We start from the raw sequence: 14,487 nt of genomic DNA, 5'->3' as shown, positions 1-14,487 counted from the left end.
GTGCCGGGCGCGGCCGGCTCCGGGGAGCCGGCGGGCGGTCCGCCCGGGTCGCCTCCCGACGGCGGCGCCGGTTCCGTCACGGGGTCCTCCTGTCGCGATGTGGGTCCACCGTCACGCGACGGACACCGGCCAGGCTACCGCCGCCGCGCACCGCGGGTGCCCCCTGCCGGATCATCACCCCGACGGGTCAGTCGACGTTCGGGGCGAAGTCCTGCCCGTACGGGGAGCCGGCCAGCCGGACCACCCCGATCACCACCAGCGTCACCACCGCGACCGCGACCAGCACCAGGCCCACCCGGGCCAGCCGCTCCCCCCGCCGCAGCCAGGCCGCGCCGGTGAGGAACCCACCCGAGGCGTACGCCTCCCGGCGGGCCTGCCGGGCCAACTGGAGGGCGATCGTGGCGGGCACCACCCCGCCGACGAAGATCCCGGTCAACGCCCCGATCAACCCGAGCGCGAAGACGGCCCGTGCCTTGGTGGCGCGTACCGGGTCGGGGTCGAGCGGATGACGTGGTGGCTGGTGCGCCAACGGCACCTGCCCCGCAGCGGTCGTCATGCCCACCATCATGCCCGGCCACCGGCCGTACCGGACACGTGCCGACGGGCACCGCCCCGAAACGAGGAAGGCCCCCGGCGCGATGCCGGGGGCCTTCCTCGTCAGCTGGTGCTCAGCGGTACGACCCGAAGTCGAAGTCGTCCAGCGGAACCGCCTGGCCGCTGGCCGGCCCGAAGCCGTAGTCGGTCTCCGGGTAGCCGGTCATCGAGTAGACCTTGGCCTTCGCCTCCTCGGTCGGCTCGACCCGGACGTTGCGGTACTTGCTGATGCCGGTACCGGCCGGGATGAGCTTACCGATGATCACGTTCTCCTTGAGGCCGACCAGCGAGTCGCTGCGCGAGTTGATCGCCGCGTCGGTCAGCACCCGGGTGGTCTCCTGGAAGGAGGCCGCCGAGAGCCAGGAGTCGGTGGCCAGCGAGGCCTTGGTGATACCCATCAGCACCGGACGACCGGCGGCGGGCTCGCCACCCTCGCCGACGAGCCGGCGGTTCTCCGACTCGAACAGCGCCCGGTCGACCAGCACACCCGGCAGGAACTCGGTCGAGCCGGAGTCGATGACCGTCACCCGCTTGAGCATCTGGCGGATGATGATCTCGATGTGCTTGTCGTGGATGAGCACACCCTGCGAGCGGTAGACCTCCTGGACCTCCTGGGTCAGGTGGACCTGGACCGCGCGCGGGCCGAGGATGCGCAGCAGCTCGTGCGGGTCGATGGTGCCCTCGGTGAGCTTCTCGCCGACCTCGACGTGGTCCCCGTCGTGGGTCCGCAGCCGGACCCGCTTGGAGATCTTGTCGTAGACGATCTCGTCGCTGCCGTCGTCCGGCACCACGATGATCTTCCGGGACCGCTCGCCGTCCTCGATCCGGATCCGGCCCGGGGTGTCGGCGATGGGCGCCTTGCCCTTCGGGATCCGGGCCTCGAAGATCTCCTGGACACGCGGCAGACCCTGGGTGATGTCCTCACCCGCGACACCGCCGGTGTGGAAGGTACGCATCGTCAGCTGGGTACCCGGCTCACCGATCGACTGGGCGGCGATGATGCCGACCGCCTCGCCGACGTCCACGGTCTTGCCGGTCGGCAGCGAACGGCCGTAGCACGCACCGCAGACGCCCAGCTTCGACTCGCAGGTGAGCACGCTGCGCACCCGGACCGTCTCCACCCCGGCGGCGACGATCTTGTCGACCCCGATGGAGTTGATGTCCTGACCCCGGTGGGCCACCACGGTGCCGTCCGGCCCCTTGATGTCGTCGGCCAGGGTACGGGCGTGCACGCTGGTCTCGGCGTGCTCGTGGACGACCAGCCGGCCGCCCTCCAGACGCTCGCCGATCTGCATCGGGATCGCCCGGTCGGTGCCGCAGTCCTCCTCGCGGATGATGACGTCCTGCGAGACGTCCACCAGACGACGGGTCAGGTAACCCGAGTCGGCGGTACGCAGCGCGGTGTCCGCCAGACCCTTACGGGCACCGTGCGTGGAGATGAAGTACTCCAGCACGGACAGACCCTCCCGGTACGACGCCTTGATGGGTCGCGGGATGATCTCGCCCTTCGGGTTGGCCACCAGACCACGGATCGCCGCGATCTGCCGGAGCTGGAGCAGGTTACCGCGGGCGCCCGAGTTGATCATCTTCCACAGCGGGTTCTCCTGCGGCAGCGCGGTGTCCATCTCCTTGGCGACCTCGTTGGTCGCCTTGGTCCAGATCTCGATGAGTTCGCCGCGACGCTCCTCGGCGGTCATCAGACCACGCTGGTACTGCTTGTCGATCCGGTCGGCTTCCTTCTCGTACCGCTCCAGGATCTCCCGCTTGCGCGGCGGAGCGATGACGTCCTCCATGCCGATGGTCACGCCGGACCAGGTGGCCCAGTGGAAGCCGGCCTCCTTGAGCCCGTCCAGGGTGGCGGCCAGCGCCACCTTGGGGAAGCGCTCGGCGAGGTCGTTGACGATCGCGGAGAGCTGGCCCTTGCGGATCTCGTAGTTCACGAAGCGGTAGCCCTGCGGCAGCGTCTCGTTGAACAGGACCCGGCCGAGCGTGGTCTCCACGGTCAGCGGCTCACCCTCGACCCAGCCCTCCGGGGCGACCCAGGGCTCCGCGCCGTTGCCGTTGTCGACACCGATCACGTCCCGCAGCCGGATCTTGACCGGGGTCTGCAGGTGCAGCTCGCCCGCGTCGAAGGCCATCCGCGCCTCGGCGTCCGAGCTGAACGCCCGGCCCTCGCCGATGCCACCCGGGGTCAGGTGGGTGAGGTGGTAGAGGCCGATGACCATGTCCTGGGTGGGCATGGTGACGGGCTTGCCGTCGGCCGGCTTGAGGATGTTGTTCGACGACAGCATCAGGATCCGCGCCTCGGCCTGGGCCTCGGCCGACAGCGGCACGTGCACCGCCATCTGGTCACCGTCGAAGTCGGCGTTGAACGCGGTGCAGACCAGCGGGTGGATCTGGATCGCCTTGCCCTCGACCAGCTGCGGCTCGAAGGCCTGGATGCCCAGGCGGTGCAGCGTCGGCGCGCGGTTGAGCAGCACCGGGTGCTCGCCGATGACCTCTTCCAGCACGTCCCACACGACCGGGCGCTGCCGCTCGACCATCCGCTTGGCGGACTTGATGTTCTGCGCGTGGTTGAGGTCGACCAGCCGCTTCATCACGAACGGCTTGAACAGCTCCAGCGCCATCTGCTTGGGCAGGCCGCACTGGTGCAGCTTCAGCTTCGGGCCGACCACGATGACCGAACGGCCGGAGTAGTCGACGCGCTTGCCGAGCAGGTTCTGCCGGAACCGGCCCTGCTTGCCCTTGAGCATGTCGGACAGCGACTTGAGCGGGCGGTTACCCGGGCCGGTGACCGGCCGGCCACGACGGCCGTTGTCGAACAGCGCGTCGACGGCCTCCTGGAGCATCCGCTTCTCGTTGTTGACGATGATCTCGGGCGCGCCGAGGTCGATCAGCCGCTTGAGCCGGTTGTTCCGGTTGATCACACGGCGGTACAGGTCGTTCAGGTCGGAGGTCGCGAAGCGGCCACCGTCGAGCTGCACCATCGGGCGCAGGTCCGGCGGGATTACCGGGACGCAGTCCAGCACCATGCCCAGCGGCGAGTTGCGGGTGTTCAGGAACGCCGCGACGACCTTCAGCCGCTTGAGCGCACGGATCTTGCGCTGGCCCTTGCCGGAGCGGATGGTCTCGCGCAGGTTCTCGGCCTCGGCGTCGAGGTCCATGTTCTGGACCAGCGCCTTGATCGCCTCGGCGCCCATGCCACCGGTGAAGTACTCGCCGAACCGGTCACGCAGCTCGCGGTAGAGCAGCTCGTCGGTGACCAGCTGCTTGGAGTCGAGCTTGCGGAACGTGTCGAGGACCTCGTCGAGGCGGTCGATCTCGCGCTGGGCCCGGTCGCGGATCTGGCGCATCTCGCGCTCTCCGCCCTCCTTGACCTTGCGCCGGACGTCCGCCTTGGCACCCTCGGCCTCCAGCTCGGCCAGGTCGGCCTCGAGCTTGGCGGCCCGCTTCTCGATCTCCGAGTCGCGGCTGTTCTCGGACTGCCGCTTCTCGGCCAGGATCTCGTTCTCGATCGTCGAGAGGTCACGGTGACGCGCCTCGGCGTCCACGCTCGTCACGACGTACGAGGCGAAGTAGATGATCTTTTCGAGGTCCTTGGGGGCGAGGTCCAGCAGGTAGCCCAGCCGGCTCGGCACGCCCTTGAAGTACCAGATGTGGGTCACCGGAGCAGCCAGCTCGATGTGCCCCATCCGCTCACGACGGACCTTGGAGCGGGTCACCTCGACGCCGCAGCGCTCACAGATGATGCCCTTGAACCGGACCCGCTTGTACTTGCCGCAGTAGCACTCCCAGTCCCGCTGAGGACCGAAGATCTTCTCGCAGAAGAGCCCGTCCTTCTCCGGCTTGAGGGTGCGGTAGTTGATCGTCTCGGGCTTCTTGACCTCACCGTGCGACCACTGACGGATGTCGTCCGCGGTCGCGAGGCCGATGCGCAGCTCGTCGAAGAAGTTGACGTCGAGCACTATGTCCCCTATGTCGTCGTCTTTACAGCTAGATCACGGGCGGGGTCGGGAGCCGGACAGCCGGCCCCCGACCCGCACCACTTACACCTCTTCGACCGAGCTCGGCTCGCGCCGGGACAGGTCGATGCCCAGCTCCTCCGCGGCCCGGAACACCTCGTCGTCGGTCTCGCGCATCTCCAGGGCCACCCCGTCGCTGCTGAGCACCTCGACGTTCAGGCACAGCGACTGGAGTTCCTTGAGCAGCACCTTGAACGACTCCGGGATGCCCGGCTCCGGGATGTTCTCGCCCTTGACGATCGCCTCGTAGACCTTGACCCGGCCCAGGACGTCGTCGGACTTGATGGTCAGCAGTTCCTGCAGGGCGTAGGCGGCGCCGTACGCCTGCATGGCCCAGCACTCCATCTCACCGAAGCGCTGGCCACCGAACTGCGCCTTACCACCCAGCGGCTGCTGCGTGATCATCGAGTACGGTCCGGTCGACCGGGCGTGGATCTTGTCGTCGACCAGGTGGTTGAGCTTCAGGATGTAGATGTAGCCGACCGCGATCGGGTCGGGCAGCGGCTCGCCGGAACGACCGTCGAACAGCTGCGCCTTGCCGGAGGAACCGATCAGCTGCTTGCCGTCCCGGTTGGGCAGGGTCGACGCGAGCAGACCGGAGATCTCCTCCTCGCGGGCACCGTCGAAGACCGGCGTGGCCACGTTGGTGTCCGGCTCGGACTCGTGCGCCTCGATCGAGCGGAGCTGACGCTTCCACTCGGTGTCGTCGCCGTCCACGCTCCAGCCGGTCTTGGCCACCCACCCGAGGTGGGTCTCCAGCACCTGGCCGATGTTCATCCGGGACGGCACACCCAGCGGGTTCAGCACGATGTCGACCGGGGTGCCGTCCTCCAGGAACGGCATGTCCTCGATCGGCAGGATCTTCGAGATGACACCCTTGTTGCCGTGCCGGCCGGCGAGCTTGTCGCCGTCCTGGATCTTGCGCTTCTGGGCGACGTACACCCGGACCAGCTCGTTGACGCCCGGCGGCAGTTCGTCGCCGTCCTCGCGGGAGAAGGTCCGCACCCCGATGACCGTGCCGGTCTCGCCGTGCGGCACCTTCAGCGAGGTGTCCCGGACCTCCCGGGCCTTCTCGCCGAAGATCGCGCGCAGCAGCCGCTCCTCCGGGGTCAGCTCGGTCTCGCCCTTGGGTGTCACCTTGCCGACCAGGATGTCGCCGGGGACGACCTCGGCGCCGATCCGGATGATGCCGCGCTCGTCGAGGTCGGCGAGCATCTCCTCGCTGACGTTCGGGATGTCCCGGGTGATCTCCTCCGGGCCGAGCTTGGTGTCCCGGGCGTCGACCTCGTGCTCCTCGATGTGGATCGAGGTGAGCACGTCCTGCTGCACGAGGCGCTGCGACAGGATGATCGCGTCCTCGTAGTTGTGGCCCTCCCAGCACATGAACGCGACAAGCAGGTTGCGTCCGAGCGCCATCTCGCCCTCGTCGGTGCACGGACCGTCGGCGATGACCTGGCCGGCCTCGACGCGGTCGCCCTCGAAGACGACAGGCTTCTGGTTGACGCAGGAGCCGGCGTTGGAGCGGCGGAACTTGTGCAGCAGGTACGTCCGGCGGTGGCCGTCGTCCTGGTGGATGGTGATGTAGTCGGCGCAGAGATCCTCGATCACGCCGCCGACCTCGGCCACCACCACGTCACCGGCGTCGACCGCGGCGCGGTACTCCATGCCGGTGCCGACCAGCGGCGACTCCGCCTTGACCAGCGGCACCGCCTGACGCTGCATGTTCGCGCCCATGAGCGCGCGGTTGGCGTCGTCGTGCTCCAGGAACGGGATCATCGCGGTCGCGACCGAGGTCATCTGCCGCGGCGACACGTCCATGTAGTCGACCGCGCCGGGCGCGACGTCCTCGGTCTCGCCGCCCTTACGGCGGACCAGGACCCGGTCCTCGGCGAACGTGCCGTCGGCCTTGAGCGGCGCGTTGGCCTGGGCCTTGACGAACCGGTCCTCCTCGTCCGCGGTCAGGTAGTCGATCTGGTCGGTGACCCGACCCTCGACGACCTTCCGGTACGGCGTCTCGATGAAGCCGAACGGGTTGACCCGGGCGAAGGTGGACAGCGCGCCGATCAGGCCGATGTTCGGGCCTTCCGGCGTCTCGATCGGGCACATCCGGCCGTAGTGGGACGGGTGCACGTCGCGGACCTCGAAGCCGGCCCGCTCCCGGGACAGACCACCCGGGCCGAGCGCGCTCAGCCGCCGCCGGTGGGTCAGGCCCGCCAGCGGGTTGGTCTGGTCCATGAACTGGGACAGCTGGGACGTGCCGAAGAACTCCTTGATCGCCGCCACCACCGGGCGGATGTTGATCAGGGTCTGCGGCGTGATCGCCTCGACGTCCTGCGTGGTCATCCGCTCGCGGACGACCCGCTCCATCCGGGAGAGACCCACCCGGACCTGGTTCTGGATCAGCTCACCCACGGTACGCAGGCGACGGTTGCCGAAGTGGTCGATGTCGTCGGCCTCGTAGCCCTCCTCACCGGCGTGCAGCCGGCAGAGGTACTCCACGGTGGCGACGACGTCGTCCTCGGTGAGCGTGCCGGTGGTGATCGGCACGTCGAGTTCGAGCTTCTTGTTGAACTTGTACCGCCCGACCTTGGCGACGTCGTACCGCTTCGGGTTGAAGAAGAGGTTGTCGAGCAGGGTCTGGGCGTTCTCGCGGGTCGGCGGCTCGCCAGGGCGGAGCTTGCGGTAGATGTCGAGCAGGGCCTCGTCCTGGCCGGCGATGTGGTCCTTCTCGAGCGTGGTCATCATCAGCTCGGACCAGCCGAACTTCTCGCGGATCTGCTCGGCGGACCAACCGATGGCCTTGAGCAGGACCGTGACGGCCTGCCGGCGCTTGCGGTCGATGCGGACGCCGACCGTGTCGCGCTTGTCGATGTCGAACTCCAGCCAGGCACCCCGGCTGGGGATGACCTTGACGCTGGAGAGGTCGCGGTCGGAGGTCTTGTCCGGCTGCTTGTCGAAGTAGACGCCCGGGGACCGGACGAGCTGGCTGACCACGACGCGCTCGGTGCCGTTGATGATGAAGGTGCCCTTGGGCGTCATCATCGGGAAGTCACCCATGAACACCGTCTGGCTCTTGATCTCGCCGGTGGTGTTGTTGGTGAACTCCGCCGTCACGAACAGCGGGGCGCAGTAGGTCAGGTCCTTCTCCTTGCACTCCTCGATCGAGGCCTTGACCTCGTCGAAGCGCGGTGCCGAGAAGGACAGCGACATGGTGCCGGAAAAGTCCTCAATGGGACTGATCTCGTCGAGGATTTCCGCGAGACCCGAGCGTGCGTGCGGGTCGTCCGCCGACCGGCCCTGCCAAGCCTCGTTGCCGACGAGCCAGTCGAAGGACTCGTTCTGGATGGCGAGGAGGTTGGGGACCTCGAGGTGTTCGGTGATCCTGCCGAAAGAAACTCGGCGGGGCGCGAAAGCGCTCGACGTACGACTGGTCTTCGCAGGGCGGGAAGCTGCCAAGATGCGTCCTTCCGAGGACCGGTGCTGCAGAACGGCTGGTACGCGTGCACTCCAATGACCCCACCAGAAATATCCGTAACCGGACATTTCCGAGCAGGGGTCAAGTCGGAAGGCAGCGCAAACTAGCAGTGTAGCCGAGAGGCTAACCGCTGTCCAGCCCATCCCGCAGGTCGTCGCGGAACGCGCCTCGGGACCCCGGAGATCGGGGTCGTACCGGGCCGCTCGGAACACGACGTTCCTGTCGGACCGCTCGGGCGGAGCGGCTGCTGGTGCTGCCGCAGCCATTACCCGAGAGGGGGCCGTCGCAAGCGCGGAAGGTCTTGCTGGTGTCAGCGTGCCTGGCAGGCCGGGGCCACGTCAAGAGGCTCCAAGCGCCTGCTCGCCGGGTTTCCCACGGATGGGCTACCCACCGCGACACCGCCATGTCGCACCACGAGTGCGAACACCCTGCTCACACCACTGATACCCGGAGTCACCAAGCATGACGGGCGGTGATCCGTCAGTCGGATCACCGCCCGTTCAGTTTGCGGTGTGCCGCGGCTCACCCGAGCCGGACACGCGCCACGGTCGACCGCAGGGGTCGACCACAGGTCACTTGAGGGTGACCTTGGCGCCCTCACCCTCGAGCTTGGCCTTCGCCTTCTCGGCGGTCTCCTTGTTGACCTTCTCCAGGATCGCCTTCGGCGCGGACTCGACCGCGTCCTTGGCCTCCTTGAGGCCCAGGCCGGTCAGCTCACGCACGACCTTGATGACCTGGATCTTCTTGCCACCGTCGGCCTCCAGGACGACGTCGAACTCGTCCTTCTCCTCCTCGACCGGCGCGGCGGCGGCGCCACCGGCACCGCCCGCGGCGGCGACCGCGACCGGCGCGGCGGCGGTGACCTCGAAGGTCTCCTCGAACTGCTTCACGAACTCGGAGAGCTCGATCAGCGTCATCTCCTTGAACGCGTCGAGCAGCTCGTCGGTGCTGAGCTTCGCCATGTCTGGCGTCCTTTCTCGCAATGAAAATTAAAGAACGTGGTGCGCCGGGAGGCCTCAGGCCGCCTCGGCGCCCTCCTGCTCGCGCTTCTTGTCCGCCAGGGCGGCCGCCGCGCGGGCGGCCTTGGAGAGCGGCGCCTGGAACAGGGCCGCGGCCTTGCTCAGGTTGCCCTTCATCGCGCCGGCCAGCTTGGCCAGCAGCACCTCACGGGACTCCAGGTCGGCGAGCTTCGTGACCTCGGCCGCGGAGATGGCCTTGCCCTCGAACACACCGCCCTTGATGACGAGCTTCGGGTTGGCCTTCGCGAAGTCGCGAAGACCCTTCGCCGCCTCGACGACGTCGCCCGAAACGAAAGTCAGCGCGGTAGGACCGGTGAACAGCTCGTCGAGGCCGGAGATGCCCGCCTCGGTCGCGGCACGCTTGGCCAGCGTGTTCTTCGCGACCGTGTAGGTGGTCTCCTTGCCGAGCGAGCGCCGCAGCTGGGTGAGCTGGGAAACCGTCAGACCACGGTACTCGGTGAGCACCGCGGCGCCCGAGGTACGGAAGCTCTCGGTCAGCTCAGCGACGGCCGTGGCCTTGTCGGCCCGGATCGGCTTGTCCGCCATGTCCCTCCTCTCTCGTTACTCGGAGCTGGTCGCCGTCGGGGAGCACGGGGCTCGGTGACGGCGCCGGAGGCGTCACGACAACGAAAAAGCCCCGGCGCAGGGCGCGCGGGGCGAGGGCGGGGCCGATCACCATGGTCGGCGGACCACGGGGAGGAACCGAACTACGCTTACCGCCCTGCGCGGGTCGCCCGTCATCGCGGAACCTTCGACCGTGCCGGGGCACGGTGACCAGCGGTCTCTGGGTGGAACTACCGCACCAGGTTACGCGACGGCCCGGCCATCACCAAATCGCCCCCGCCGGTCACGGGCGGACCCGCCGCCACCTGGCGTAGCCGGCCAGCGCCACCCCCGCCCAGGCCAGCGCCCAGGCCGACAGGAGCAGCGCGGTGCCGGCGGGCAGCGAACCGGCGAGCGCCCGCGCGGTGGCCAGCACCGGCGGCACCAGCCAGGGCGCCACCGAGCCGCGCAGGCCCAGCGCGAGGGTGCCCACCGCGCCCACGGCGAGCACGGCGACGCCGTACCCGGCGCTGCGGGTGAGCGCCCGGCTGGCCAGGGCACCCAGGGCCACCGCGGGCAGCAGGGCGAGCAGGTGCGCCCACAGGCCGAGGGCCAGCGCCGCCACCGCCGACGGGTCACCCGGACCGGGCGCGGCCACCCCGCCGACCAGCCACGGGAAGACCAGCGCGACCAGCACCGTGCCCACCCCGGCGAGCACCGCCGCGAGCAGCCCGGCGAGCCGTTCCCGGACCGGGCCGACCAGCACCTGCGCCAGCCGGCGCTGCACGTCCGGCTCGACGTCCAGCAGGATCCTGGTCTGCCAGGCCAGCACCGGGAAGAGCACCACCGCGCTGACGCCGTACGCCTCCGCCGGGCGGGCCCGGCCGCCGCCGTACAGGATGCCGAGGGCCAGCAGGCCGGCCAGCAGCGGCGCCAGCGCCCGTCCGGTACGCAGGAAGCCGGCCAACCGCATCCGGACCAGCGCGCTCACCAGGCCACCTCCCCCGCCCGGCCGTCCCGCGTCGGATCACCGGTCGGCCCGGCCCCGGCGGGCGGGACGGGTGCCGGCGGCGCAGCCGCCCGTGTGGGCGGGACGGCGGGTTCGCGTACCCGCAGGATCTGGTGGCCGTCGGCGCGCAACCGGGCGACGGTGCCGGCCACCCGCGCGGCCGGCACCGCGACCTCGACCACGGCGACTGCCGCGTCACCGGTGGCCGGCTCGTCGGTGAGCAGGCCGTCGGCGACCGTCCAGTGCCGGGCCCCCGGGAGCCGGACCGTCTCGCCCCGGTGGTCGCTGACCAGCACCGCTCCCCCGGCCGTCAGCACCTCGTCGACCAGTTCCGGGACCAGGCCTCGGGCGGCGGCGTCCAGCCCCTCCCAGGGCTCGTCGAGGACCAGCAGGCCGGGGGTCCGCAGCATCGCCTGAGCCAGGCCGACCTTCTGCGCGGTGCCCTTGGACAGGTCGGGCATCCGGACCGTGCGGAACGGGGCCAGGCCCAGCCGGTCGGTCCACCTGTCGACGGCCCGGTCGGCGTCGGCCCGGCCCAGGCCGGCGGCCCGGCCCATCGCGGTGAGGTAGCGGGTCACGGTGAACGGCTGGTCGGCGGGGAACCGCTCGGGCACCCAGCCGACCCGGTGCGGGCGGTCGACCACCCGGCCCCGGACCGGGCGCAGCACCCCGGCGCAGAGTTGCAACAGGGTGGACTTGCCGGCCCCGTTGCGGCCGAGCACCACCGCCACCTCGCCCGGGTCGAGACGGGCCGTGACGCCGCGCAGCACCCAGGGGCCGCCCCGGCGGTACCGGAGCCGGACGTCCTCCAGTCGCATGGGGTGAGCCTGCCACAACCCGACACACGGCAGGGGCCCCGCCACGGTGCGTGGCGGGGCCCCTGCGCGGGAGCGGTCGGGATCAGCCCTCGACGGCGGTCTCCTGGAGGTTCTTCACCACGTTCGGGTCGACCGGGACGCCCGGACCCATCGTGGTGGCCAGGGTGACCTTCTTGAGGTACTTGCCCTTGGCAGCGGACGGCTTGGCGCGGAGCACCTCGTCCAGCACCGCGGCGTAGTTGTCGATCAACTGGTTCTCGGAGAACGAGGCCTTGCCGATGATCAGGTGGAGGTTGGAGTGCTTGTCCACCCGGAAGGTGATCTTGCCGCCCTTGATGTCCGAGACGGCCTTGGTGACGTCCATGGTCACGGTGCCGGTCTTCGGGTTCGGCATCAGGCCGCGCGGGCCCAGGATCCGCGCGATCCGGCCGATCTTGGCCATCTGGTCCGGCGTGGCGATCGCCGCGTCGAAGTCCAGCCAGCCGCCCTGGATCCGGGCGACCAACTCGTCCGTGCCCACCTCGTCGGCACCGGCGGCGACGGCCTCCTCGGCCTTCGCGCCGGCGGCGAAGACGATCACGCGGGCGGTCTTACCGGTGCCGTGCGGCAGGTTGACCGTGCCGCGGACCATCTGGTCCGCCTTGCGGGGGTCGACGCCGAGGCGCATGGCGACCTCGACCGTGGCGTCGAACTTGGCGCTGGTGGTGTCCTTGGCGAGCTTGACCGCCTCGGCCGGGGTGTAGAGCTTCGACTTGTCGATCGCCTCGGCGGCCTTGCGGTACGTCTTGCTGCGCTGCATCTCGGGTTACTCCTGTGGTCTCTGGCGGGCCGCGGTCGACGCGCGCCCTCCCACGAACTGGTCTGGGGGACTGACGGGCGTCAGTCGTTGACGACGATGCCCATCGACCGGGCGGTACCGGCGATGATCTTCGCAGCCTGGTCGATGTCGTTGGCGTTGAGGTCGACCATCTTCTTCTCGGCGATCTCGCGCACCTGGGCCTGGCTCACCGAGCCGACCTTCTGGCTCTGCGGCACGCCGGAGCCCTTGTCCACACCGGCGGCCTTGAGCAGCAGCCGGGCGGCGGGCGGGGTCTTCAGGACGAACGTGAAGGAGCGGTCCTCGTAGACGCTGATCTCGGCGGGGACAATGTCGCCCCGCTGGGACTCGGTCTGCGCGTTGTAGGACTTGCAGAACTCCATGATGTTCACGCCGTGCTGACCGAGCGCGGGGCCCACCGGCGGAGCCGGGGTCGCCTGGCCCGCCTTCAGCTGAAGCGTGAACGTCTTGACGAGCTTCTTCTTCGGAGGCATGTCACTTCCTGGGGCTTGGAACTGGGAAAGGTGCCGGCCACGGGCGCGCACGGTCAGCGCGGTGCCACAGCGACGACATTCAAGGGTAGCGCAGCGCCCGGCGACCCTCTGCGCCGAGGTCCGCGCCGGGGCGGAACGACGTCGCCGGCAGCGGGCCGAGGCCCACCGCCGGCGACGGGAACGACGTCAGATCTTGGCGACCTGGTTGAAGTTCAGCTCGACCGGAGTTTCCCGGCCGAAGATCGACACCAGCACCTTGAGCTTCTGCTGGTCGGCGTTGATCTCGCTGATCGTCGCCGGCAGCGAGGCGAACGCGCCGTCGGTGACGGTGACCGAGTCGCCCACCTCGAAGTCGAGGACCTTGATCTCGGGCTTGGCCTTCTTCTGCTCGGTCTCCACCGCCGGGGCCAGCCACTTGAGCACCTCGTCGAGGCTCAGCGGCGCCGGCCGGTCGGCCCGGTCGGTGGCCCCCACGAACCCGGTGACCCCCGGCGTGTTGCGAACGCAGGAGTACGACTCGGCGGTCAGCTCCATCCGGACCAGGATGTAGCCGGGGAAGACCTTGGCCTGGATCTGGGAACGCTTGCCGTTCTTGACCTCGACCTCTTCCCGGGTCGGCACCTCGACCTGGTAGATGAACTCCTCCATGTCGAGGGAGGTGATCCGGGTCTCGAGGTTGGTCTTGACCTTGTTCTCGTAACCGGCGTACGAGTGCACCACGTACCAGTCGCCGGGCGCGTAGCGCAGCTTCTGGCGCAGCTCGGCGACCGGGTCGTAGTCCTCGTCCGGCTCCGGCTCCGTGGTCGGGAATTCCGGCTCGCTGGCGGCCTCGACCGACTCGTCACTCGCCGCCGTCGCGACCGTGGACTGGTCGTCCGTGGTCTCGGCGGTCTCGTCGTACTCAGGCACGCTTGCTCACTTCCGTCACTATCGGCTCAGTCGGCCGGTCAGCTGGGGCTGCCGAAGACCCACAGCACGCCCTTCGCGAAGGCGAAGTCGAGCAGGCCCACGATGGTCAGCATCACCGCGACGAAGGTGACCACCACAGCGGTGTAGGTCAGCAGCTCCTTGCGGGTCGGCCAGATGACCTTACGCAGTTCGGCGACGACCTCGCGGAAGAAACGCGCGATGCGGCCGAACGGCCCCACCCGGTCGGTCTCGGAGCGGGTCTTCGACTTGCTGTCGGCGGCACCCGCACGGGTCCGCGACCGGGTCGCGGTGCCGCCCCGGGATACCGGCTCGTCCGCGTCGGTGGCGTCGTCGTCGGTGGCGTCGCTGTCGGCGGTCACCTCGTCGACGACCTCGTCACGCTCGTCGCGCAGACCGTCGTCGCCGGCGTCCTCGCCGCGCCGCTTGCTCTCGGCCACTTCGCCCTCCGTCGCGGGATGTCGGTTCGTACGCCGGGAGGCGTACGCGGCGCTGGTCACGCCGGCCGGACCAACCGTCCCGCGACGGGCCGCGGCCGGCGGACCGGACGAAGGGCTCCGAGTCGCCTCGAAGCCACCCCGCCGATGCCACCACCACGGGCCGGACGCCGCCTTGCGGCGGCGCGACCCACGGGAACGGTCAGGCCTGAGGCGCAGGGGTGACAGGACTTGAACCTGCAGCCTGCGGTTTTGGAGACCGCTGCTCTGCCAATTGAGCTACACCCCTGTGCGGCAACGCTCGCCCCACCCGACCTGCGCGGCCGAGCAGG

11 protein-coding genes and 1 tRNA gene are annotated in these 14,487 nt (G+C 69.6%); all 12 read right to left on the bottom strand.

Going from position 1 to position 14,487, the window contains the following annotated elements; genetic code table 11:
- Window positions 1-187: 187 nt before the first annotated feature.
- Complete coding sequence (locus tag B5D80_RS16665; RefSeq protein WP_088644803.1) at window positions 188-556, bottom strand: hypothetical protein; 369 nt, start codon at window positions 554-556, stop codon at window positions 188-190.
- A 112-nt stretch (window positions 557-668) separates the two neighbouring features.
- Entirely contained in the window at window positions 669-4,559 is a 3,891-nt protein-coding gene (locus B5D80_RS16660) for a DNA-directed RNA polymerase subunit beta' (protein WP_088644796.1), read from the bottom strand.
- Between the two features lie 81 nt (window positions 4,560-4,640).
- Complete coding sequence (rpoB, locus tag B5D80_RS16655; protein WP_088644795.1) at window positions 4,641-8,072, bottom strand: DNA-directed RNA polymerase subunit beta; 3,432 nt, start codon at window positions 8,070-8,072, stop codon at window positions 4,641-4,643.
- 591 nt (window positions 8,073-8,663) lie between these two features.
- Complete coding sequence (rplL, locus tag B5D80_RS16650; protein ID WP_088644794.1) at window positions 8,664-9,053, bottom strand: 50S ribosomal protein L7/L12; 390 nt, start codon at window positions 9,051-9,053, stop codon at window positions 8,664-8,666.
- A gap of 54 nt (window positions 9,054-9,107) precedes the next feature.
- Entirely contained in the window at window positions 9,108-9,656 is a 549-nt protein-coding gene (rplJ, locus tag B5D80_RS16645; protein ID WP_088644793.1) for a 50S ribosomal protein L10, read from the bottom strand.
- Between the two features lie 301 nt (window positions 9,657-9,957).
- Complete coding sequence (locus tag B5D80_RS16640) at window positions 9,958-10,644, bottom strand: hypothetical protein (protein WP_088644792.1); 687 nt, start codon at window positions 10,642-10,644, stop codon at window positions 9,958-9,960.
- Window positions 10,641-11,480: an ABC transporter ATP-binding protein gene (locus tag B5D80_RS16635; protein WP_088644791.1), complete on the bottom strand. Its 840-nt coding sequence runs from the start codon at window positions 11,478-11,480 to the stop codon at window positions 10,641-10,643. Before B5D80_RS16635 ends, B5D80_RS16640 begins: the two co-directional genes overlap by 4 nt.
- 82 nt (window positions 11,481-11,562) lie before the next feature.
- Complete coding sequence (rplA, locus tag B5D80_RS16630; RefSeq protein ID WP_088644790.1) at window positions 11,563-12,279, bottom strand: 50S ribosomal protein L1; 717 nt, start codon at window positions 12,277-12,279, stop codon at window positions 11,563-11,565.
- Between the two features lie 80 nt (window positions 12,280-12,359).
- Window positions 12,360-12,791, bottom strand: coding sequence for a 50S ribosomal protein L11 (rplK, locus tag B5D80_RS16625; protein ID WP_088644789.1), 432 nt, complete (start codon window positions 12,789-12,791; stop codon window positions 12,360-12,362).
- A gap of 186 nt (window positions 12,792-12,977) precedes the next feature.
- Complete coding sequence (gene nusG / locus B5D80_RS16620) at window positions 12,978-13,700, bottom strand: transcription termination/antitermination protein NusG (RefSeq protein WP_088644788.1); 723 nt, start codon at window positions 13,698-13,700, stop codon at window positions 12,978-12,980.
- A gap of 38 nt (window positions 13,701-13,738) precedes the next feature.
- Window positions 13,739-14,158 (bottom strand): preprotein translocase subunit SecE, encoded by a 420-nt coding sequence (gene secE, locus B5D80_RS16615; RefSeq protein WP_088644787.1) that lies wholly within the window; start codon window positions 14,156-14,158, stop codon window positions 13,739-13,741.
- A gap of 213 nt (window positions 14,159-14,371) precedes the next feature.
- Window positions 14,372-14,444 (bottom strand) — tRNA-Trp (locus B5D80_RS16610).
- Between the last annotated feature and the right edge of the window lie 43 nt (window positions 14,445-14,487).

This window comes from Micromonospora wenchangensis, assembly GCF_002210435.1.
In the GTDB taxonomy this organism is placed as follows: Bacteria; Actinomycetota; Actinomycetes; order Mycobacteriales; family Micromonosporaceae; genus Micromonospora; species Micromonospora wenchangensis.
The sequence above is the reverse complement of the archived record's forward strand: the minus strand, read 5'-3'. Positions and strand labels throughout refer to the sequence as shown.

Bases quoted from the DNA above. Each gene is read 5' to 3' on its own strand.
- B5D80_RS16665 (WP_088644803.1), bottom strand. From the start codon at position 556: ATGACGACCGCTGCGGGGCAGGTGCCGTTGGCGCACCAGCCACCACGT.
- rplL (WP_088644794.1), bottom strand. From the start codon at position 9,053: ATGGCGAAGCTCAGCACCGACGAGCTGCTCGACGCGTTCAAGGAGATG.
- rplJ (WP_088644793.1), bottom strand. From the start codon at position 9,656: ATGGCGGACAAGCCGATCCGGGCCGACAAGGCCACGGCCGTCGCTGAG.
- B5D80_RS16635 (WP_088644791.1), bottom strand. From the start codon at position 11,480: ATGCGACTGGAGGACGTCCGGCTCCGGTACCGCCGGGGCGGCCCCTGG.
- rplA (WP_088644790.1), bottom strand. From the start codon at position 12,279: ATGCAGCGCAGCAAGACGTACCGCAAGGCCGCCGAGGCGATCGACAAG.
- rplK (WP_088644789.1), bottom strand. From the start codon at position 12,791: ATGCCTCCGAAGAAGAAGCTCGTCAAGACGTTCACGCTTCAGCTGAAG.